The organism is Vibrio sp. HENC-03, from assembly GCF_000305755.2.
Taxonomy (GTDB): Bacteria; Pseudomonadota; Gammaproteobacteria; order Enterobacterales; family Vibrionaceae; genus Vibrio; species Vibrio owensii.
Window position 1 is genome coordinate 134,011 of the sequence record NZ_JH976121.1, and the last position, 22,276, is coordinate 156,286.

General features: G+C 46.5%; 22 protein-coding genes and 1 tRNA gene. 17 read left to right on the forward strand and 6 right to left on the reverse strand.

Annotated features, from left to right (window positions below; genetic code table 11):
• Nucleotides 1-18 precede the first annotated feature (18 nt).
• Nucleotides 19-2,715 carry a heavy metal translocating P-type ATPase gene (locus VCHENC03_RS15135; RefSeq protein WP_009705666.1) on the reverse strand — a complete coding sequence of 899 codons (2,697 nt, stop codon included), beginning with the start codon at nt 2,713-2,715 and terminating at the stop codon, nt 19-21.
• A 473-nt stretch (nt 2,716-3,188) separates the two neighbouring features.
• Between VCHENC03_RS15135 and chiP the strand changes: the two genes are divergently transcribed.
• The 5 genes from chiP to VCHENC03_RS0125700 all read left to right on the forward strand — a co-directional run bounded on the left by chiP (nt 3,189) and on the right by VCHENC03_RS0125700 (nt 8,950).
• Nucleotides 3,189-4,310 carry a chitoporin gene (gene chiP / locus VCHENC03_RS15130; protein WP_005438625.1) on the forward strand — a complete coding sequence of 374 codons (1,122 nt, stop codon included), beginning with the start codon at nt 3,189-3,191 and terminating at the stop codon, nt 4,308-4,310.
• Nucleotides 4,311-4,433: 123 nt separating this feature from the next.
• Nucleotides 4,434-5,030 (forward strand): YccT family protein, encoded by a 597-nt coding sequence (locus VCHENC03_RS15125; RefSeq protein WP_009705667.1) that lies wholly within the window; start codon nt 4,434-4,436, stop codon nt 5,028-5,030.
• Between the two features lie 226 nt (nt 5,031-5,256).
• Nucleotides 5,257-6,684, forward strand: a complete 1,428-nt coding sequence (gene gltX / locus VCHENC03_RS15120; protein ID WP_009705668.1) for a glutamate--tRNA ligase — start codon at nt 5,257-5,259, stop codon at nt 6,682-6,684.
• Nucleotides 6,685-7,288: 604 nt separating this feature from the next.
• The gene (locus VCHENC03_RS15115; protein ID WP_005438630.1) at nt 7,289-8,245 is read left to right on the forward strand and encodes an OmpA family protein; all 957 of its coding nucleotides are present in this window, start codon (nt 7,289-7,291) and stop codon (nt 8,243-8,245) included.
• A 198-nt stretch (nt 8,246-8,443) separates the two neighbouring features.
• Entirely contained in the window at nt 8,444-8,950 is a 507-nt protein-coding gene (locus VCHENC03_RS0125700; RefSeq protein ID WP_027726697.1) for a hypothetical protein, read from the forward strand.
• 88 nt (nt 8,951-9,038) lie between these two features.
• On the opposite strand, the gene VCHENC03_RS15110 is transcribed toward VCHENC03_RS0125700, so the two are convergent.
• Nucleotides 9,039-9,115 (reverse strand) — tRNA-Arg (locus VCHENC03_RS15110).
• Between the two features lie 68 nt (nt 9,116-9,183).
• Nucleotides 9,184-10,317 (reverse strand): flagellar assembly protein FlgT, encoded by a 1,134-nt coding sequence (locus tag VCHENC03_RS15105; RefSeq protein ID WP_032802617.1) that lies wholly within the window; start codon nt 10,315-10,317, stop codon nt 9,184-9,186.
• Between the two features lie 172 nt (nt 10,318-10,489).
• Here VCHENC03_RS15105 and VCHENC03_RS15100 point away from each other — a divergent pair, with 172 nt between their 5' ends.
• Both VCHENC03_RS15100 and flgP read left to right on the forward strand, forming a co-directional pair.
• On the forward strand, nt 10,490-11,128 hold the full coding sequence (locus VCHENC03_RS15100) for a FlgO family outer membrane protein (RefSeq protein WP_005425606.1): 639 nt from the start codon (nt 10,490-10,492) through the stop codon (nt 11,126-11,128).
• A gap of 9 nt (nt 11,129-11,137) precedes the next feature.
• A complete protein-coding gene (gene flgP, locus VCHENC03_RS15095; RefSeq protein WP_005438638.1) occupies nt 11,138-11,569 on the forward strand; it encodes a flagellar assembly lipoprotein FlgP in 432 nt (143 codons plus the stop codon).
• A gap of 195 nt (nt 11,570-11,764) precedes the next feature.
• Here the strand turns inward: flgP and VCHENC03_RS15090 are convergent, their stop codons facing one another.
• The 3 genes from VCHENC03_RS15090 to flgA all read right to left on the reverse strand — a co-directional run bounded on the left by VCHENC03_RS15090 (nt 11,765) and on the right by flgA (nt 13,393).
• The gene (locus VCHENC03_RS15090) at nt 11,765-12,190 is read right to left on the reverse strand and encodes a flagella synthesis protein FlgN (protein ID WP_009705670.1); all 426 of its coding nucleotides are present in this window, start codon (nt 12,188-12,190) and stop codon (nt 11,765-11,767) included.
• A gap of 26 nt (nt 12,191-12,216) precedes the next feature.
• On the reverse strand, nt 12,217-12,531 hold the full coding sequence (gene flgM / locus VCHENC03_RS0125705) for a flagellar biosynthesis anti-sigma factor FlgM (protein WP_005425628.1): 315 nt from the start codon (nt 12,529-12,531) through the stop codon (nt 12,217-12,219).
• A gap of 115 nt (nt 12,532-12,646) precedes the next feature.
• Nucleotides 12,647-13,393, reverse strand: coding sequence for a flagellar basal body P-ring formation chaperone FlgA (flgA, locus tag VCHENC03_RS15085; RefSeq protein ID WP_032802620.1), 747 nt, complete (start codon nt 13,391-13,393; stop codon nt 12,647-12,649).
• A gap of 76 nt (nt 13,394-13,469) precedes the next feature.
• Here flgA and VCHENC03_RS15080 point away from each other — a divergent pair, with 76 nt between their 5' ends.
• From VCHENC03_RS15080 to VCHENC03_RS15035, 10 genes are all read left to right on the forward strand, one after another.
• A complete protein-coding gene (locus tag VCHENC03_RS15080; RefSeq protein ID WP_005425637.1) occupies nt 13,470-14,396 on the forward strand; it encodes a chemotaxis protein CheV in 927 nt (308 codons plus the stop codon).
• 11 nt (nt 14,397-14,407) lie between these two features.
• Entirely contained in the window at nt 14,408-15,235 is an 828-nt protein-coding gene (locus VCHENC03_RS15075; protein ID WP_005438646.1) for a protein-glutamate O-methyltransferase, read from the forward strand.
• Between the two features lie 329 nt (nt 15,236-15,564).
• Nucleotides 15,565-15,960 carry a flagellar basal body rod protein FlgB gene (flgB, locus tag VCHENC03_RS15070; protein ID WP_005425594.1) on the forward strand — a complete coding sequence of 132 codons (396 nt, stop codon included), beginning with the start codon at nt 15,565-15,567 and terminating at the stop codon, nt 15,958-15,960.
• Between the two features lie 5 nt (nt 15,961-15,965).
• Nucleotides 15,966-16,379 (forward strand): flagellar basal body rod protein FlgC, encoded by a 414-nt coding sequence (gene flgC / locus VCHENC03_RS15065; RefSeq protein WP_005425613.1) that lies wholly within the window; start codon nt 15,966-15,968, stop codon nt 16,377-16,379.
• 17 nt (nt 16,380-16,396) lie between these two features.
• The gene (gene flgD, locus VCHENC03_RS15060; RefSeq protein ID WP_005425626.1) at nt 16,397-17,104 is read left to right on the forward strand and encodes a flagellar hook assembly protein FlgD; all 708 of its coding nucleotides are present in this window, start codon (nt 16,397-16,399) and stop codon (nt 17,102-17,104) included.
• 32 nt (nt 17,105-17,136) lie between these two features.
• Nucleotides 17,137-18,450 carry a flagellar hook protein FlgE gene (gene flgE, locus VCHENC03_RS15055; protein WP_009705674.1) on the forward strand — a complete coding sequence of 438 codons (1,314 nt, stop codon included), beginning with the start codon at nt 17,137-17,139 and terminating at the stop codon, nt 18,448-18,450.
• Nucleotides 18,451-18,765: 315 nt separating this feature from the next.
• A complete protein-coding gene (locus VCHENC03_RS15050) occupies nt 18,766-19,515 on the forward strand; it encodes a flagellar basal body rod protein FlgF (RefSeq protein WP_005425588.1) in 750 nt (249 codons plus the stop codon).
• An 18-nt stretch (nt 19,516-19,533) separates the two neighbouring features.
• Nucleotides 19,534-20,322 (forward strand): flagellar basal-body rod protein FlgG, encoded by a 789-nt coding sequence (flgG, locus tag VCHENC03_RS15045; RefSeq protein WP_005425600.1) that lies wholly within the window; start codon nt 19,534-19,536, stop codon nt 20,320-20,322.
• A 30-nt stretch (nt 20,323-20,352) separates the two neighbouring features.
• Nucleotides 20,353-21,132 (forward strand): flagellar basal body L-ring protein FlgH, encoded by a 780-nt coding sequence (gene flgH / locus VCHENC03_RS15040; protein WP_009705675.1) that lies wholly within the window; start codon nt 20,353-20,355, stop codon nt 21,130-21,132.
• 44 nt (nt 21,133-21,176) lie between these two features.
• Nucleotides 21,177-22,268 carry a flagellar basal body P-ring protein FlgI gene (locus VCHENC03_RS15035; protein ID WP_005425633.1) on the forward strand — a complete coding sequence of 364 codons (1,092 nt, stop codon included), beginning with the start codon at nt 21,177-21,179 and terminating at the stop codon, nt 22,266-22,268.
• The last annotated feature ends 8 nt before the right edge of the window (nt 22,269-22,276 follow it).

Below are 22,276 nucleotides of genomic sequence, written 5' to 3' on the forward strand. Positions count from 1 at the left end.
CTCGAGAAGAAGTGTCGCTTACTTAATGGTAAACAGTCGTAGTCGATTTGCATTACTGACGACCGTGATTGAAGACAGTGCCATCGCTGCACCTGCAACGACAGGACTGAGCAAAAATCCAAACGCTGGGTAAAGTACGCCTGCGGCGATAGGGATACCCAACGAGTTATAAACAAAGGCGCCGAACAAGTTTTGTTTCATGTTCTTAAGTGTCGCGCGCGAGAGTTCAATCGCATGCACAACGGCCATTGGTGATGTATTGAGAATGGTCATTTGTGAGCTTTCGATTGCCACGTCACTGCCACTTCCCATTGCGACACCAAGATCCGCCAACGCAAGGGCTGGTGCGTCATTGATGCCATCACCGATCATCGCCACTGTGCGGCCTTGAGATTGCAGCAGTTCAATATGTTGTGCTTTCTCGTCGGGCATCACTTGAGCGATGACTTCATCAATGCCGAGCTCTTTGCCGATGGCATTGGCAACGTGTTGGTTGTCGCCTGTGAGCATGACGGTTTTTATGCCCTGCGATTTTAATGCAGACACCGCTTGCTTGGCATCAGATTTAATCGGGTCAGCGATGGCAATTAAACCAATCAGTTCGTTGTTCAGCGCTACAGCTACTGGTGTCCAAGCGTTGTTTGCGCAATCTTCAATTGCTTGCTTCATTGAGCTGGTATCAATCTGCTCGGTTTGCATAAATTGCAATGAGCCGATGAGTAGCGGTTGTGCTTGGTAAGTCGCGGTGATGCCACGGCCACGAATGTTCTCGAATGCGCTCAATTCAACACTTTCAGTCTTGTTCTTTCTCGCGTAATCACACACGGCTTTTGCCAACGGGTGCTCCGATTGACGTTCTGCCGCGTATGCCAGAGCAAGCATGTGCTCTTGGCTGGTGGCGTGAGTAAACACTTGCTGCACACTCGGTTTACCTTGAGTAAGCGTGCCAGTTTTATCGAATACGACCGTGTCAATTTTGCTCGCCAACTGCAGTGCGTCAGCGTCTTTGATCAGAATGCCGAGCTCTGCGGCTTTACCTACACCAACGGTAACCGACAATGGCGTTGCTAAGCCTAGCGCACAAGGGCAGGCGATGATCAGCACTGTGGTCGTTACTACAAGCATGTAACTGGCTTTAGGTTCTGGACCTACGGCAAACCAAACCAAAGCGGCAAGGATTGCGATGCCGACTACGACCGGAACAAATACCGATGAAATCTGGTCTGCTAATTTGGCAATGGCAGGCTTACTGCTTTGCGCTGTGCGTACCATGCGAATGATTCGAGCCAGCATAGTGTTCGCGCCGATGCCTGTTGCTTCAATGACTAATCCACCATCGGTATTTAATGTACCGGCAGACACTTGCGCATCTTGCGCTTTTAACACTGGTACGGGTTCACCGGTTAGCATCGACTCATCAATGTACGATTCACCCTGTATCACAACGCCATCTACTGGCACTTTCTCGCCCGGTTTGATGCGCAGTTTCATGCCTAGCGTGATTTGCTCGACTGCGATCTGCTGGTCACCTTGTTCTGTAATCGCAGTCGCTTGTTGAGGTTGCAGGTTAATCAGAGCCTGCAGTGAGCGTGTGGTGTTCGCTTTGGCTTTTGCCTCTATATAGTGACCAAGAGAAATTAAGCCGATGATCATTGCGCTCGCTTCAAAGTACACATGGCGTGAAGCAAGAGGGAACCAGTCTGGGAAAATCACCACAAGCATTGAATAGAACCATGCCGCACCAGTACCTAGCGCGACTAACGTATCCATGGTGGCCCGTTTGTGAGTGGCTGCTAACCATGCGTTAGTAAAGAAGTGCTTACCCGCGGTTGCAAGCAGTAAGAGACACAGAATACCAATCGCGCCCCAAGCTAGCTGGTCGTTCGTATTGCGAATCACCATGTTGCCACCAAACACTCCCCACAACATCAGTGGCGCACCGACAACTAAGCCAGCAATGGCATCTAGCTTGAAGCGTTTTTGTTGGGCAAGTTGCTGAGCTGCTTGCTTTTCTTGTTGGGTTGCTGCGTCTTGCAAGATCTCTGCTTGGTAACCGGCTTGCTTTACGGATTCAACGATCGCTTGGTGAAGGGCTTCTGTATCTTGAGTGGCGAACACTAATGCACTTTGCTCAGCAAGGTTTACTTGTGCTTTCTCAATGCCTTCTACGTTAGTAAGTGCTTTCTCTACTGAAGAGACGCAACTCGCACACGTCATGCCTTGAATCAGCATTTGCAATTGAATACTCGCTGGTGGCACCTGTGCATCTTTAATATTGCTTTGCTTTTCTGCCTGTTCAATCTCTGGTGAGCTTTCTTCTTCTACTTCAATAGAATCAAGGCTAGCGGTATAGCCAAGAGTTGCCACAAGATCGATCACTTGCTGCTCTGAGAGTAGGGTCGTGATATCGAGTTGGGTTGTCGACGCTTGAAACGCAATGACGTCTTGATTCTCCTCTAATAAAGAAGAGAGTTTCTTCACGCAGCCGCCGCAGCTTAATCCAGCTAGATGGAACTGAAATTGATGACCAGCGAGATAACCCAGGGACTCGATCGATTCAACAATAGAAGAAAGAGGGGACTCGGTTTTCACCTCAACCATGGTCGGGGACAAATTGATGATCTCAACACTGTGATTGGCATGTAAAGCTTTCTCAACTTTTCTCGCACAGCCCATGCAGTTGAGCCCTGACATAGGTACAACGAACTGATACATAATTTGTCCTCAATAATAGTAATGAGCAGAGCATAAACCTTCCTGCAAGGGGAAGGTCAAGTTTTTCGACGCGAAACAAATTCGTCAAAATCGACGTTATTGCACAGCCTTTGTGCAGGGATTGTTGCGAGTTATCTCAAAGTTTTTTCTCTCTGAATATAAAGTTCCGTTAAAACGCCTAAAAGTTGAGTGAGGGCGCTCACGATTTTTGAGCTTTTTATATAAAAACAGAGAGAGATTGAGTGGTTTTGACGTTTTTATATTTTTATTTGTCACTATAAGTTGTTGTTTATTATTGGTTTATATTGCTTTTGATCTTCTGATTTTGAACTTGCTCAGATTGCGGTTTGGAAAGTTTTTTACTGCGAAAAAAGTTTGTCATATTTGCCCCGTCCACACATTGTTTCAAGTTCCTGCAATGTCCTAGTTAGCGAATTTGAAAATGGAAAAAACTAAAAATATAGGGGTTAAAAATGTCTTACCTAAAGAAAAGCCTACTTGCTACTGCAATCACAGGCATGATGTTCAGTGGTTCAGCTTTTGCTGATGGTGCAAACAGTGATGCAGCGAAAGAGTACCTAACTAAAGACTCTTTCTCTTACGAAGTTTACGGCATTATCGCGATGCAGGCCGCGTACCGCGATTACGATTCTGGTAGCAAAGCAACTGACGACGATTTGGGCGGCATGCAGCTAAACAACGAATCACGTATCGGCTTCCGTGGTAAAAAGCAATTCGCTAACTTTGAACCAACGTTCATTTGGCAAATCGAAGGTGGCTACGTAGACCCAAGCTTCGGTGGTGAAGGTGCAGGTCTTGGTGAGCGTGACACATTCGTAGGTTTTGAAAGCGCGTCTTGGGGTCAAGTTCGTCTAGGTCGTGTTCTTACTCCAATGTACGAGTTGGTTGACTGGCCAGCATCTAACCCAGGTCTAGGCGATGTTTACGACTGGGGTGGTGCGATCGGTGGTGCTAAGTACCAAGACCGTCAATCAAACACAATCCGTTGGGACTCTCCAATGTTTGCTGACAAATTCTCTCTAGATATTGCAGCGGGTGCAGGTGACAAAGCTGGTCTAGGTGAAGGCGACGATTACTGGGGCGGCATCGCGGCTCACTACAAGTTAGGTCCACTACAATTGGATGCTGCATACGAAGGTAACCGCAACATCGAAGGTGAAGGTCAAACTTGGGAAAACAACACGTACCTAGTAGGTGTTCAAGGTTGGTTTGAAAACGGTATCTCTTTCTTCGCTCAATACAAATACATGGAAGCTGACGCAAGCAACGGTGTAAACGAGAAGCAAGATGCGATGTCTGCAGGTCTGATGTACACAACAGGTGACTGGCAGTACAAACTGGGTTACGCAGCAAACTTTGACCTAGAACGTGACGGTAAGACAATCGACAACACAGCAGATGATGTACTATCTGCACAGATCATGTACTTCGTAGACCCATCTGCAGTACTTTACGCTCGTGCACGTACTCTAGACTTCGGTGACGGTGCGTCTCAACTAGACGATAACACTAAAGCACGTTGGAAGTCTGCTGACTACGACGAGTTCTCTGTAGGTGTTGAATACTACTTCTAATATAGAAGCAGCTAAAAGGGCGGAAACGCCCTTTTTGTCTTGATACTTATTCACATAAGCCATTGGAATGACCGGCCTGTTAGTTTCAGTGGCTTATCTAAATTGGTATAAGACGAGAAAACCATGATGAAAAAAACAACCACACTATTAGGACTTTGCGCAATCCTTTCTGCGCCTGCATTTGCTGCTCAACTGACTCTGCAAGCGGAATTGGTTCCTCGCGTTCTCAACAGTGAGTTCGTCTACCCTGAGTGGATCTCTGATAACAACAGCATCAAAGTTGAAGATGGTGCAAATCAACTTGCTGTGAATGTTGGTCAAATTGTGTTTGAAGATGGCAAGCGTCGTAAGTTTGATTCACAGCCGCTTTTACTTGAGTTCGATGCACCGAAAGATGCAGAGCTGACACTGACATACAATAAGTTCCGCACTATTGAAGAAGCCAAAGCATTTGAAATGGATCCGAAACTGACGCTGAAAGATGCAAGCGGTAAAGATGTTGAGTTTTCAATGGTTCAACTTCGCAAAGGCGGCCTACAAGGGTTCCGCGACTATGAACGTGAAGTGGCTGATTACAACAAAGCAATGAACAAACAATCGACGAAAGCAAGCATCGCGGCGTCTCCGGCTGTCACTAAGACATTGAAAGAGTCATTCAGTGAACTAAGCCGTCAAGAGCAACAAGAATTCATGCAGTGGGCGATGCAGAATCTAAAATAATCGGCATTCGTAACTTTCTTTTGCGATAGCTTTTCTGTTGTTCTAAGTATTTTGTCGCTATAAATAAGAGGGCAGTACCTTAATCGGTGCTGCCCTGTTTGTATTTCTGGCGTTAAACCACACGGAAGGATTGTAGAATCGACTTACGGTGGTAAAATGTCGCCACTTTTATCCTTGATATTACAACGAGAGCCCTCTCGTTGCTCATTACCCCTAAGGAACTCTGATGACGGTTAAAACTCGTTTTGCTCCTAGCCCAACTGGCTACCTACACGTTGGTGGTGCGCGTACTGCACTTTACTCTTGGCTATACGCTAAAAACCAAGGTGGTGAATTCGTTCTACGTATCGAAGATACTGACCTTGAGCGTAACTCTCAGGAAGCGGTTGATGCGATCCTAGAAGGCATGGAATGGCTAGGTCTTGAGTGGAACGAAGGTCCTTACTTCCAAACTCAACGTTTTGATCGTTACAACGAGATGGTTGATAAGCTTCTAGAAGAAGACAAAGCATACAAATGTTACGCATCTAAAGAGCTGCTAGACGAAGTTCGTGCAGAGCAAGAAGCAAACAAAGAAATGCCTCGTTACGATGCTAACCATCCAAAGATCAAAGCGGCAAACGAAGCGGCAAAAGATGGCGATCCATGTGTTATCCGTTTCCGTAACCCGAAAGAAGGCAGCGTAGTATTTGATGACCAAATCCGTGGCCGTATCGAAATCAGCAACACACAAATGGATGATCTGATCATCCGTCGTACTGACGGTTCGCCAACGTACAACTTCTGTGTAGTGGTTGACGACTGGGATATGGGCATCACTCACGTAGTGCGCGGTGAAGACCACATCAACAACACGCCTCGTCAGATCAACATCTACGAAGCACTGGGTGCGCCAGTACCAACATTCGCACACTGTGCAATGATCCTAGGTGATGACGGTGCGAAACTGTCTAAGCGTCACGGCGCTGTATCAGTAATGCAATACCGCGATATGGGTTACCTACCTGCAGCACTAAACAACTACCTAGTGCGTCTTGGTTGGTCTCATGGTGATCAAGAGATCTTCACTCAAGAAGAAATGATTAACCTATTTAGCCTAAACGCAGTATCTAAGTCAGCGTCAGCATTCAACACTGACAAACTGCAATGGTTGAACAACCACTACATCAAGAACTCAGATCCAGCGTACGTTGCACAGCACCTACAATGGCACCTAGATCAACAAAAACTAGACGTAACAAACGGCCCAGCTATCACTGAAGTGATCAAGCTAGTGGGTGAGCGTTGCAACACGCTAGTTGAGCTAGCTGAGCAAATCCGTTACTTCTACGAAGACTTCGCTGAGTTTGAAGCGGGCGCGGCGAAGAAACACCTACGCGGCGTTGCTAAAGAGCCTCTAGAGCTTGCTCTAGCGAAAGCAGAAGCAGTGACTGAGTGGACGACAGCGAACATCAAAGATGGCGTTATCGCAGCAGTATGTGAAGAGCTAGAAATCGGCATGGGCAAAATCGGTATGCCACTGCGCGTAGCAGTAACAGGTGGCGGTCAGTCTCCTTCTGTAGACGCAGTAATGGAACTGATTGGCAAAGAGCGCTGTGTTGCTCGCATCAAGATGGCGCTTGAGTTCATCGCTGAGCGTGAAGCAAACGCATAATTGCCTGAATAAATAGTCAAAAGCCGCGATAAACTTCGCGGCTTTTTTGTATCTTCTGCTAGGAAAACGGCCTAATTTCACCAAGGTCGGTTGTCCTTTGTGTATCTTTTATCATCAAGTTGCTCAAAAATTGATAAGTTTTACTTATCCAAATATAACCTTTGTAAATGCGTATTTGCTTGTTTCATACGAAATATCTCTCTGAATTAAAAACACAATCCATAAAGTTCCCCATTTATCGTCTCATTAATGAGAAGTTAATTTGCTTTACCTATTCTTTTTCGAAATGTCGCGCAAACGTTTGCGTCATTGTCGCAGCTCGTTTTAGAGTGCTCTAGATCACATTAAGTCATGCTTTTCGATGACATTAAATTGACAGTTTTGGGATTTGTCTCGGGATTTCTTGGAGTTATAGTGCTCGCCGTCAGTGAGGGAGCGATATGCACCACTGACCAGGAGGCATACCCAAGTGACTTTTATGCAAACAGTCGGAAGTTACTTCGGTATCAAACTCAAAGGAACTGAATAAAAGAATTGAAATACAACGTCAGTCAGGCGGCGCATTTCGTTACGAACAAGAGAACTTCTTTTAGAGGAATCAATAATGAAAAAACTAGCAGCGGTAATTTCAGCTTCTTTACTTATGGCTTCAGCAGCACACGCAGAAGTATACGTGGGCGGTAAGATGGGTAAGTCTTGGATGGAAGACGCTTGTGTAGCTGGTCAAGCTTGTGACAAAGATGGCTCTACTCTAGGTGCTTTTGTTGGTTACGAAATGAATGACTACTTCTCAGTAGAAGCTGGTTTCGACAACCTAGGTGATTTCGACCAAACTTCTTTCGGTGGCCACGTAGAAGCAATCACTCTTGCTCCTAAATTCAGCCTACCAATCACAGAAGACATCGCACTTTACGGTAAAGTGGGTGGTGCTTACCTAATGATGAACGATGGTAAAGATGACTACTCTTACCTAGGTGCAGCTGGTCTTGAATTCAACATCAGCGAAAACGTAACAGCACGTGCGGAATACCAAACAATCACTGACATCAGCAACGATTCAGTGAAAGCAATGGGCAACTCTGCAACTCTAGGCGTTGCGTTCAAATTCGGCGGTAACGACGAAGTTGTTGTTGAAGAAGAGCCAGTAGTTGAAGAAGTGGTTGTAGAAGAAGTTGCTCCAGTAGTAGTAACTAAGACTTTCGAAACTCAAACAATCGGTACTGGTAGCTTCGCGCTAAACAGCACTACTCTTAAACCAGAGAGCGCTGCGAAACTAGACGACCTAGTAGCATTCCTAAACGAGTACCCACAAGCGAACGTTGACGTAATTGGTTACACAGATACTTCAGGCCCAGCAGCTTACAACCAAAAAGTTTCTGAGAAGCGTGCTGAATCTGTAGCTAACGCTCTTGTAGAAAAAGGCATCGACGCAGATCGCATTCACGCTCGTGGCGAAGGTGAAAACAACCCAATCGCTTCAAACGAGACTCGTGAAGGCCGTGAACAAAACCGTCGCGTAGAAGTTGTTGTTCCTGAGTTCGAATACCAAGTTCAGCAATAAGCTCCTATCTGACCGTTAGAAGCCTTAAGCGCTGAATGCCCCAAAGAGTTCGCTCTTTGGGGCTTTTTTACATCTGAATTTAGATGTTTCAAAAAAGAATCAACACTGATGCTATTTACAGTTTTGTATTTTATTACTTTAATTATCTATGAGTTTTGCTTACCCTTTTAGCTATTAATAGAATTATTAGTTAGCACTATGTCTAAGAGCAATTTAATTACAAATACTGGACACCGCTTCATTTCGAAAGGCAAGACAGCCTTTAAGATTCATATCCACACACCGGAAGATACCGTTTTGCATCGTTCCGTTGGATTCGTGCGCATTGGAGAAAAGAGAGGTCTTAAGAAGGCCATCAAACTGCGTAATGAGCTCGGGCGTGAGATGTGGGGGAAGTTTTGGCGGAGACTATTGAAAGACCCGTACTTAATGACGCGGTTGCCACACAGTGTGGAGCCTAAGATAGTCCACAAACCAAATCCGACGCTGGATGACCCAGACAACCGTGACACTTGTTACATTGCAAAGTGGCGTGAGTTCAATGACGCGGGCGAATACAAGTACAAAACGGTCGTGCGGTCTATCAACAAGTACGGCAAGCTTGCGGCTTATATGCAAACCAAAAAAGCCTTGCTTGATGCACACAAAGATAATCTCGAAATATTGACCTTTATGGGGCGTCTAAACAGCATCGACCTCAAATAACGATACGGTTAGCTTCTCTTGTTTTCCTTTCTCTGATCAAAAGACATAAAAAAGCCTTAGCTTAAGTAAAGTAAGCTAAGGCGATGAGTGGCGCCCCCAGTAGGATTCGAACCTACGACCTGTCCCTTAGGAGGGGACTGCGCTATCCAGCTGTGCCATGGGGGCGTAATCAAATAAGATGCGTTGCCTATGATATTCAAAAGCAGGCATATCGCAAAGCTTTATACGCTTTGCTAAAGCATCTTGTTCATTACGTCGCCAATTTGCACACTAGAGGCAAGGTTTGGCTGCTCAATAGTCAGCTCCGCTTCGTGTTCGTAAACACGAGTCACTCTTAGGGTAATATCGCTCTGAGAGACCTTATTACGCGGTAAGCCGTTTTGGTCGATGAAAGACGCTGTGTGCCACAATTGCAGCTGGTCACCCTCTTGTACGCCGTGCATACGACCCAGATCCATGGTTACAGTATTACCAAATACAGCCACGACTTCTGGCAGAGTGATTTTACAAGACAGTTCTGATTCCAAATCCAACATAATGTTGCGGCTAACGCGCAGCATCATCTCACCGTAAGTCGATGCCCAGAAACGAGCACTGCGAGTATCGACTTGGCTGGTTTTAGCAAATGGCCAACGCGCCACTTCGCGATAGTTCTTGTGGTACACCTCGTGGCCTGTCTTTCCGTCGAAGACTTTCATCTCCATCGCAAACTGGCGGTTGATCACGTCATCTTTAAGCAGCTTGGCATCGATCGTGGCGGTCAAATCGGTAATCACACCGCCGATGATGTATTGCGCGCCATTGTCTTGCGCGATCATCTTAGTGCGCTCTGGGTAATTAGCACTGATGGAGTAATCGGTAGTACCAACAGACACAAAACTGCGTGAGGTTTGATCAAGCTGACGATTGACCACGTGGCTAAAGTCATCACCAACATTGTAAATTTGGCCCATGACCGCTTGTTGAGGAGAGGCGACGTCGATGTTGCCGACTAAGATCGTCTTCTTGTATTGATCCACGTGGCAACCCGTTGCCGATGGATAAATGTCCACTCGGATCCTCATTTCCACTTTGCCGCTGCGTTTACGCTCTGATTCGACCAGGATGTAACGTACTTCATGGTTGGTGAATTGGTACTCTTTGCGGTTTTCTTCCAGCAATGGCATCAAGTTACTGATGCTGCCAATGTCTGCGCCCGAAAAGTTGACAGCCTTGAAGAGCGCGTCTTCCAACGCATGCAGCCTTGCCGCTTCTTCAGAAGAAACGATAGTGGCAACGCCTGTCACTTCATACCAAGATGCCGCCGCACGAAATGGCGTCATCAATATAAAAGTGATTGATATTAGGCTAAAAAATAATTTTTTCATTGTTAGTAACCGTTCGGGTATAAATATTGCTTTACCAATTTCAGTGAAGTTTGGTGGGCTTTTCTTTCGTTCGACAAACAGAAGAAAAGCAAAGACTGTTCCAAGATTACGTTTTATTGAAATGAAGTCGAAAAAGAGCAGTAACACCTAAGATTATCTGGAGAATCAAACCATGAAAAGATGGCTTGTTGCCGCATCGATGATGACGCTTTTAACATCGTGCGCGTACTCACCAATTTACAATGGTAAAGAACCGTATTCTGGCAGCCAATTCATGCTGATGGACAGTCCGCGTCACACGATGGACTATTTCATTGAGAGCATGACGGAAGAGCTGATGGTTTCGAACGTTGCAGTATCGTCGCGTACACCGATTGCGATTACTTCTTTTGTCGATCTGCAAAACATGGATGCAACCAACTGGCTTGGTAACTCGGTATCGGAAGGGTTTATTCACCAATTCCAACGCCGTGGTTTTAAAGTCGTGGATTTCAAAACCACAGGTTCAATCCAAGTGACTCAGCAAGGCGATTTCGCACTGAGTCGTGATTGGCAAGATTTGGCACAAGAGCAAGAGATCCAGTACGTGCTGACAGGCACTATGCTTCGCCAAGAAGGTGGTGTGCTCGTGAATGCTCGTGTTGTAGGCATGCAGAGCCGCATCGTGGTTGCAACGGCGCAAGGTTTCTTACCTGCGGATCGTATTGGTCGTGATTTGGATACGCTGAACAGCATCCGCACCCAAGATGGCGTGCTTATTCGTTCTGACCCTACTATTCGTCAGCCATACACTGTGATTCTCCGCCCGTAGGAAACTAGCATGAAGAAGTTATTATTTATTATCGCAACATTGGTGCTGGTGGGATGTCAGCCTCTACAACAGATGCGCCAAGATGAGATTTTATTGGCGGTGGGTTATGCAAGCGTAAGTGAGCAAACTGGCCGTACTGTCGAAGAGAAACGTGTTCGTGCAATGCGTGCGTCTAAGATTGATGCCTACCGTGAACTTGCTGAGCAAGTGTATGGTATGCGAGTGAGTGGGCGTGCAGAACTTGCTGATCAACGTCTAGGCATTGAAAGCACGTCGGGCGCGGTCGATGGCGTTATTCGAGGTGCAGAAGTGGTACGTAGTTACTTAGTAGAAGATAGCTATGTGACAGAGTTGCGTTTGGATATCCGTAAGATGGATAAACTGCGTGACTACGGTGAAGTACAACAGGTGCCTGAGAAGCGTCAGCAGACCTTGTTCTAATACAACTTCACAAACAGATAATCTATTTGAGCGACGGGTTGGCAACAATCGGTCGCTTTTTTATACGTGTGAGTTTTATGCGCGTTAGGCTTTATGAACGTTAGGTTTGGGTTACGTTCTGACGATATTTTGGGGAAGAGAGTTACTGGCTAAAAGACAACGTCAATAGAGCTGTCGTGGGATGATCTCAAAGAGTTAGGCTTTAATGTTAGTGCCTAGAGTCGAAATAGTGTGCGTTTTGCCGCCGGCGTTGTAGGTCATACCGACCTTACCGTGGGTACGCTGAAGCATGTTGTTAAGTTTATTGAAACTGGATTGAGCACGATTGAGCGATTCACCGTTCATTTGGTTTACTTGCTGACAATCGAGAATGATAGATTGGATCTGTGCGACAACCTGACTTAGGTTTGCATCTTCGGTAAGTTGATTGACGTGCGGGTGAGAGGCGATTCGCTGGTCAGTTGTTCTTAATTGACTAATGAGTGTCATCTTTTCTTTGGCAAGTTTCTCGATCTCAGTAGATACACGTGCGCTGATCGCCTGTGTTTCTTGACGTAACACACCAGAAAGTGCTTTTGCATTTTCTAGCTGGAAGTTAACAAGATCGACTAATGCTGCCATGAATTCTTACCTTGGGCCTAAGTCAGTTAGCTTTTGCCTTGCAATTCGTTTTCAAACTTGATCATGTTGTCCGCCAGTTTCTCTGGGTCAACTTTGTATGAACCGTTTGCAATTGCTTCTTTGATTGCCGCCACTTTTGCGCTGTCATAAGCCGGAGAAGCTGCCATGTCCTTCTGGAGTTTGCTGACTGCTTTGCCTTGTTGGCTTAGTGATACCGCGTCTTGTTGTGCTGGCGCTTTTTTCGATTCCGTTGTGCTGGTTGCACTAGAATCCGTTCGTGCAGGTGCGCGACTTGTTGTCGTCATCATCTGACCTGAACGTATATTATCTATACCTGCCATGTTTCAACCTTAAACTCGTATCGTAATACTGGTATCCAGACTATCGACCAAGGGCAAAATAACTTTAGTGATTTTTTGCATTTTTATTGATCGATTTGCCGTACACCAACCAACCCTAGAAGGTGATGGTGATTTCCGCAATGCCTGTCACAATTCCTTCTATTATACGTTGGGACTTATCATTTTTCACTCTTACTTGATCTCCAGCGGATCCGTCCTGTAATGCCGTGCCCTGCGTGGTGATCGTCATACCAGATTTTACGGCTTTGATCGTGACTTTCTCATTGCGGCATACCACGCAGACATCATTGCGTTCTACAACATCGCCAAGGCGAACGTTACGTTTTAGCTTTGAACCGATCACTTGATCCATATTGCTAAAACCATTTTTACGAAAACGCTGTAATTCGATCATTGAAGTTGTCACATCAGAAGCGCTGATGATCTCACCACGGCCGAGTTGACGCGTTGAAACGATCATCGGAACCGATGCTGAGATCCTCACAGGAACATAAACCTTCCAGTCATCGACGGGGCATTCAACCAATACGTTGATGTTACTGCGTGTGCTACTGGTTGAAGATGCAGATGTATCAAGGGGCTCTGGGCAATCGGTGGCTTTGATACGTGGATCAATATTTGCCGCATTGACGGACAAATTTCCTCCCGCTGGTTGCTCTACCGTGCTAAGAATGTGCTGCTCGGCGGCGGTTCGGATTTGCTCGATCTGACTTTCCGTTGCTGAATGAACAAAAAAGCTAAACATACTGAGCAAAATGCCGATAGACTTAGCGTACTTTGTAAATAACGCTCTACATATTGTCATAGTAAATGGTGTTGAATTCATATTATGATACGCCATACTGTTTCTCTGGTATTATGCCTGCCAGTCGTAGAGTATCATTTAAAAACAAAAAGTTTGAGATGGAGATGAGCATATGACGGGGATTCTTGACTCGGTGAATCAGCGTACGCAACTCGTCGGCCAAAACCGATTGGAACTACTCACTTTTCGGTTGATGGGACGACAGCGCTACGGCATTAACGTATTCAAAGTAAAAGAAGTACTACAGTGCCCTAAGCTGACTTCAATGCCAAACCTACACCCGCTAGTGAAAGGTGTCGCTCATATCCGTGGCCATACCGTGTCAGTGATTGACTTAAGTTTGGCAATCGGTGGCCGTCCAACGACAGATATCGATAAGTGTTTTGTTGTGATTGCTGAATTCAACCGTACTATCCAAGCGTTTTTGGTGTCTTCGGTTGAGCGCATTATTAACATGCATTGGGAAGCGATTTTGCCGCCGCCTGATGGTGCTGGTAAAGCGCACTACCTAACAGCGGTAACAAACATCGACAACGAGCTAGTAGAAATTCTGGACGTTGAGAAAATCTTGGCAGAGATTGCACCAGTAGACGAAACCATGGATTCAAGCATCGGCGAAGAGATCGCAGTTGCTGAACAAGAGAAGCCAATCGTGCGCCGCGTATTGATCGCGGATGACTCGACGGTAGCGCGTAAACAGGTTGAGCGTGCAATTACTTCAATCGGTTTTGAAGTTGTCTCTGTGAAAGATGGTAAAGAAGCGTACAATAAGCTGCTTGAAATGGCACAAGAAGGTAGCATCTACGATCAGATCTCTTTGGTCATTTCAGATATCGAAATGCCAGAGATGGATGGCTACACACTAACGGCCGAAATTCGCCGAAATGCAGATTTGAAGAACCTTTATGTTATCCTGCACTCCTCATTGAGTGGCGTCTTCAACCAAGCGATGGTTGAGCGCGTAGGTGCTAACACCTTCATTGCGAAATTTAACCCAGATGAATTGGGTAACGCGGTTAAATCTGCATTAACACAATAAAAGAGACATTAATGACTGCTATTACAATCAGTGATCAAGAGTATCGTGACTTTAGCCGTTTTCTAGAATCACAATGTGGCATCGTATTAGGTGACAGTAAGCAATACCTAGTGCGCAGCCGACTGAGCCCGCTTGTGACAAAATTCAAGCTGGCGTCGCTGTCGGATTTGCTACGTGATGTCGTGACAGGCCGCAATCGTGAACTACGCATTGCCGCTGTTGATGCGATGACGACTAACGAAACATTGTGGTTCCGAGATACTTATCCGTTCACGGTATTAGCTGACAAACTGTTGCCGGAGATGGCGGCAAACAAACGACCAATCAAAATTTGGTCGGCTGCGAGCTCTTCAGGCCAAGAACCTTACTCAATGGCAATGACCATTCTGGAAACGCAGCAGCGTAAGCCAGGTCTATTGCCAAGCGTGTCGATCACCGCGACGGATATTTCTGCAAGTATGTTGGATATGTGCCGTGCGGGTGTTTACGATAATCTTGCCTTAGGTCGTGGTCTTTCGCCTGAGCGTCGTCGCACCTTCTTTGAAGATGCAGGTGATGGCCGCATGAAAGTGAAAGACAACGTAAAACGCCTAGTGAACTTCCGTCCACAAAACTTGATGGAGAGCTACGCGTTAATGGGTAAGTTCGACATCATTTTCTGTCGTAATGTACTGATTTACTTCTCACCAGAGATGAAATCGAAAGTACTGAACCAAATGGCAAACAGCCTAAACCCGGGCGGTTACCTACTGCTGGGTGCGTCAGAATCACTGACGGGTTTGACAGACAAATTTGAGATGGTGCGCTGCAACCCAGGTATTATTTACAAGCTAAAATAGCGGACTCTTTTAACCACTTCAAAAGCCTGACCTTTGTGTCAGGCTTTTCTTTTTTCTCCCGCTTTTCTCGTTTCATTCTTGCTTCCTTTTTCTCCCTCTCTGCTGTAAAAGCCAGCGTCATTTTTGCCTATGGGCAGGCATCGGGTGTATATTTTTTAGTGAGCCGAGCTGATTACTTGGCTCGATATGACATTTCATCAATCACTTTGGCTTGCTTATTGCAATCCATTACCTCGATAACTGAAGCGGCAAAACGGCATGTTCTATTTTTGGCACGCTAATTGCTTTTTAGTTATTAATAACGGTCAGTTCTTAATGTAGAGGCAAACATGGCTATATCTTTTGACAACGCACTAGGCATCCACCAGTACACGGTGGGCGTACGTGAGCGCAATGCGGAGGTGATTTCCACCAACATCGCGCAAGCTAACACGCCTGGCTACAAATCAAGAGGTTTAGATTTTGCTAAGGAATTGCAGGCGGCAACATCTGGGGCAAGCATTGGTCTTAGCCGTACAGATGGTCGGCACATTCCTGCCACTACGACGTTGGTCGGGGACAAACTATATCGTCTTCCTACGCAACCAGATACGGGCGATGGCAACACGGTAGATTTGGATTTAGAGCGTAACTTATTTATGCAAAACCAAATCAGACACCAAGCATCACTCGACTTTCTAGGCAGCAAATTCAAGAACTTAACCAAAGCAATCAAAGGGGAATAATTTAGATGAGCTTATTTAACGTTTTCAATGTGACAGGTTCCGCAATGAGCGCTGAATCCGTTCGTCTGAATACTACCTCAAGCAACTTGGCGAACGCCGATAGTGTCAGCAGCTCTGCGAAAGACACTTATAAAGCGCGTCATGCTGTATTTGGTGCTGAGTTAAGTAACGCCATGCGTGGCGGTGATACGGTGCCAGTGAAAGTGATGGGTATTGTAGAAAGCGATAAACCGCTGAATGCGGAGTACAACCCAGACCATCCCCTTGCAAACGACGAAGGCTACATCTACAAGCCTAACGTGAATGTAATGGAAGAAATGGCAAACATGATTTCGGCTTCTCGCGCATACCAAACCAATGTGCAAGTAGCGGATTCTAGTAAACAAATGCTGCTGCGTACGCTGCAGATGGGTCAATAAGGATAAGGAGGTAGCGTATGGCCGGAATTAACAACGTTGGTCAAAGCGGCTTGTCCTATATCGACCAGCTTAAGAGCCTACAAGAGAACAAGAAGACTGAAGAGAGCACAGGTAAGCAGGACCTGAAACAGGAAGACTTCCTATCTTTGCTCACTAAGCAATTGTCTCAACAGGACCCTTTTAAGCCGGTAGGTAATGACCAGATGATTGCGCAAATGGCGTCATTTGCGACCGTAGATGGCATCGGCAAGATGAACTCTCAGTTCGAGAGTTTGAACTCGTCAATGACATCAAACCAAGCGTTACAAGCTTCCTCTTTGGTTGGTCGTGACGTGTTGGTCCCAGGCGCGGCGGGTGTAAAGCAAGACAATGCAACAATGGCGGCAATGGTTAAGCTTGCACAACCTCTCGACAACCTGTTTGTTCGAGTGGAAAACGAAGCGGGCCAATTGGTGCGTACTTTTGAGGTAGGTGCGAAACCAGCCGGCGACACTCGTGTGCTTTGGGACGGTAATGATGAAAACGGAAATCCAATGCCTGCTGGCAAATACAATGTGAAAGCGTCTGGCTTGGTAGATGGGGAGTCTCAAGAGTTCCCAGTGTCTACTTACGCGAACGTGAACAGTGTATTGCTAGGTAAGGGCGACGGAAACGTATTACTCAATCTGGCAGGTTTTGAATCGCCAGTTCGACTTGCAGAAGTATTGGAAGTCGGCAAAGCGTAATTCAATAGCGCGTCAGGTTAGGAGATTTTGGAATGTCATATGTATCTTTAAGCGGTTTGTCCTCCGCTCAACTGGATTTGAACACCACCAGTAACAACATTGCGAACGCCAACACGTACGGCTTTAAAGAGTCTCGTGCGGAATTCAGCGATGTGTACTCAAACTCTTTGTTCACTAACGCAAAAACCACTCCGGGTGGCGGTGCGCAAGCGAACCAAGTGGCACAACAGTTCCACGAAGGTTCAAGCATTTACACCAACAACCCAATGGATTTGCGTGTGTCGGGTACAGGTTTCTTCGCAGTAGCGAAAGATCGCCTTATCCCACAGCAAAATGAAATGACACGTAACGGTGCGTTCCATTTGAACAAAGAAAACTACATGGTAACAGCGAACGATGAGTTCCTACTTGGTTACCAAGTAAATCCTGAGTCTGGTGAGGTATCGTCTTACGAGCCACAACCAATCAATATCCCTGCAGAATTTGGTAAGCCAAAGCAAACAGCGAACATTGAAGTGGGTGTGAACTTACCGGCTAATGGTGATTTGAAAGATCCAACGCAGTTTGATTTCTCAGATCCAGATACATACAACCGTTCGACTTCTTCAACGATTTATGACTCGATGGGTCAGTCTTACAAGCTAACGACTTACTACTTGAAAGACCAAACTCAGCCGAACACGTGGCAAACTTACTACACAGTGACAGACAAAGGCGGTGAGAAGCCATTGAACGTTGCTAACGGTGATGCTGCAACGCCAACGGGTCACGTTGGTCACACGATGAAGTTCAACAACGATGGTACGTTGGCAAGCCTAAACAACGGTCAGCCAATCACATCGGTAGCGTTGGGCGATCCTGCGACAAACACTAACCCAGTGGATTTAAACGGTGCGGATCCTGCGCAAACACTTAACTTTGGTTTAGGCTCAGCGACTCAGTTTGCTGCACCATTTGAACTGACTAAGTTCGATGAAGATGGCGCGACAACGGGCTTCCTGACTAAAGTAGACTTTGATGAAAACGGCAGCGTATTGGGTACTTACTCAAACGGTGAAAACGTAACATTGGGTCGTGTGGCGCTAGTGCGTGTTCCAAACGAGCAAGGTCTGGATAAGAAAGGCGGCACTCAATGGGATTCAACTCAGTTCTCTGGTGACAAGATCTGGGGTGAATCAAACAAAGGCTCTTTCGGTACTATCAACAACGGTATGCTAGAGCAATCAAACATTGATATGACTCAGGAGCTGGTGGATCTGATCTCTGCTCAGCGTAACTTCCAAGCGAACTCACGTGCGCTAGAAGTACACAACCAGCTACAACAAAATATCCTGCAGATTCGCTAGAGCGCTCGTTAGATAGCTCTATCATCTGCTTAATCAAACGCTGCGTGCACTTGCCGTATCGTTTGATGACATCATGACATTCATCTGGTGCTCAACCTGAAAATACCTCAGTTTAGGTTGGGCATGCTTTGATCTCTAGCTTGCCGCTGTTGCCGCTAGGCGGATCAAAACATTGCCTCTCTCTTGGCTGATTCATCCTGAATTGCCATCTGAAAACCCTCAATTTATATTCAAGTTTTTGATTAATAACATTATTTTCATGTTGGCATAACTATTGCTTTTACTCCCTTGTACAGAGAACTTTTGGAGTAATTTATGGATCGCGCACTGTTTCTCGCAATGAGCGGCGCCAAGCAAAATATGCAGGCCCTGCAATTGCGTGCCAACAACCTGGCAAACGTGAGTACAACTGGCTTCCGTGCTGACTTAGCACAAGCTCGCTCTATGCAAGCTTATGGTGAAGGTTTGCCTTCACGTGTATTCAGCATGACAGAACGTCCAGGACATAACTTTGCGCAAGGCAGTGTGATCACAACCGGTCGTGACCTCGATATTACGGTAGAAGGCAGCGGCTGGATTTCTGTTATGGACCAAACTGGCAAAGAAGGTTTGACGCGTAACGGTAACCTAAAAGTGGATCAAAACGGCTTGCTAACGAATGCAAGTGGTCATGTGGTGTTGGGCGAAAACGATGCGCCAATCACTTTGCCAATCCCAGTCTCCAAAATCGAAATCGGTCGTGACGGCACCATCTCTGTACTGCCTCAAGGTGCGCCGGCTGAAGAATTAGAAGTGGTTGATCGTATCAAGCTTGTACGCACAGACGATCAAAACTTGTTTAAAGATACCAATGGCTTATTCCGCCATAAAACTCCAAACCAGCCTTACGAAGCAGACGGCTCTATCAGCATCCAAACTGGTGCTATTGAAGGTAGTAACGTGAATGCCGTAGGTGAAATGACCGCTCTGATTGACCTTCAACGTCAGTTTGAAATGCAGGTCAAAATGATGAGCACCGCTGAAGAGATGGATAAGTCTTCAGATTCATTGCTTCGTATGAGTTAACAGAGTTAGAGGTTCACAATGCATCCAGCACTATGGGTAAGTAAAACAGGTCTAGACGCCCAACAGACCAACATCGCAACGATTTCGAACAACTTGGCGAACGCCTCAACCGTTGGTTACAAAAAGAGCCGTGCGGTATTTGAAGATTTGTTCTACCAAAACATCAACCAGCCAGGCGGCCAATCTTCTCAGAACACGGAACTGCCAAGTGGTTTGATGCTGGGTGCTGGTTCTAAAGTGGTTGCGACGCAAAAAGTGCACACGCACGGCAACGCGCAAACCACCACTAATGCACTCGATATGATGGTGGAAGGTGATGGCTTCTTCCAAGTAACTTTGCCAGACGGCAACATCGGTTACACCCGTAATGGTCAGTTCACGTTGGATGGTGAAGGTACGTTAGTGACTTCTGGCTCTGGTTACCCAGTAGAGCCGGAAATTGTGATTCCTGAAGATGCAATTTCTATCACGGTTGGTACAGACGGTGAAGTCTCTGTGCGTATTCGTGGTGAGCAAAACAACGTTGTGGTTGGTCAGCTAACCATTACTGACTTCGTAAACCCGGGTGGTCTTGAGCCAATCGGTCAGAACCTTTACCTACCAACTGGCGCAAGTGGTGACCCACAAGAAGGTGTCCCTGGTCTTGATGGTTTGGGTGAAATTCGTCAATCCATGCTGGAAGCATCTAACGTGAACGTGACGGAAGAGCTGGTCAACATGATCGAAGCGCAGCGCGTGTACGAAATGAACTCAAAAGTAATCTCATCGGTCGACAAGATGATGAGCTTCGTTAACCAGCAGTTGTAATCACTAAGATCGGGATTTAGGGAGCCAATGATGAAACGTATTTGTCTACTTGCACTTATCACGACCATGTCTGGTTGTGCGATGCTAGAGCCGATTGAAACCGACGAAGTCAGCCAAGCGACAACGGTGGTGGATGCGGTTGAAGGCGATAAGTCGAAAGAAGAGAGCAGCGGCATCATTGATACTTTGCGCGGCAGAACCGATCCGGTGGCAGGCGATCCGGCATGGGCACCGATTCACCCTAAACAAAAACCAGAGCACTATGCGGCAGCAACGGGTTCTTTGTTTAGCTCCGAGCACATTACCGACCTATACGACGATTCTAAGCCACGTGGCATCGGCGACATCATTACCGTAACACTCGACGAAACGACTCGTGCGACTAAGAGTGCCAACGCCGATCTATCAAAAACCAACGATGCGAAGATGGAGCCTCTGTCTGTCGGTGGTCAAGAGCTGCAAATTGGCGGCAAATACAACTTCTCGTACGATCTGAACAACACCAACACCTTTGCAGGCGACTCTTCGGCTAAGCAAAGCAACAGCATCAGCGGTTACATCACGGTAGAAGTCATTGAGGTGCTGGCAAACGGCAACCTAGTGATCCGCGGTGAGAAGTGGATGACGCTGAATACGGGTGATGAGTACATTCGTCTAAGCGGCACAATTCGCCCTGATGACATCAATTTTGACAATACTATTGCGTCAAATCGCGTATCTAACGCAAGAATCCAATACTCTGGCACAGGCTCACCACAAGATATGCAAGAGCCAGGTTTCTTGGCACGATTCTTTAATGTAGCCCTGTAAGACGTCGAAATGACGGCAAATTGACTGCAAGAGATTGAGTAAGCATGAAAAGAATCCTATTAGCACTGTTGAGCGTTGCGCTATTTGCAACCACAGCCCAAGCCGCACGTATCAAAGACGTCGCGCAAGTGGCAGGTGTGCGTAGCAACCAACTTGTGGGTTATGGCTTGGTTTCAGGCTTACCGGGTACGGGTGAATCAAACCCGTTTACAGAACAAAGCTTCGCGGCAATGCTGCAAAACTTCGGCATTCAAATGCCGCCGGGTACCAAACCAAAAATTAAGAACGTTGCCGCGGTTATGGTAACGGCAACATTGCCGCCATTTTCAAAACCGGGTCAGCAAGTGGACGTTACGGTCTCTTCGATCGGCAGTGCAAAAAGCTTGCGTGGTGGCACCTTGCTACAAACCTTCCTAAAAGGTCTAGACGGCCAAGTGTACGCTGTCGCACAAGGTAACTTAGTCGTGAGTGGTTTCAGTGCAGAAGGCGCTGATGGCTCTAAAATCGTCGGCAACAACCCAACGGTTGGTCTTATTTCAAGCGGTGCAACCGTAGAGCGTGAAATTCCAAACCCATTCGGACGTGGTGACTACATCACATTCAACCTGCTTGATTCTGACTTTACCACTGCGCAACGTATGGCGGATGCGGTAAACAACTTCCTTGGTCCTCAAATGGCCAGTGCGGTTGACGCGACGTCTGTTCGTGTTCGTGCTCCACGTGATGTGAGCCAACGTGTTGCCTTCTTATCGGCAATCGAAAACCTAGAGTTCGACCCTGCAGATGGCGCGGCGAAAATCATTGTGAATTCTCGTACTGGTACGATTGTGGTCGGCAAGCATGTTCGTCTGAAACCTGCGGCAGTGACGCACGGTGGCATGACGGTAGCAATCAAAGAAAACCTTAATGTGAGCCAACCAAACGGCTTCTCTGGTGGCCAAACGGTTGTTGTGCCGGACTCTGATATCGAAGTGAATGAAGAGAAAGGCAAGATGTTCAAGTTCGAACCGGGTTTGACACTAGATGACCTAGTCCGTGCGGTGAATGAAGTCGGTGCAGCTCCGTCGGATTTGATGGCGATTCTGCAAGCATTGAAACAAGCTGGTGCCATTGAAGGCCAGCTGATCATCATCTAATCGATTAG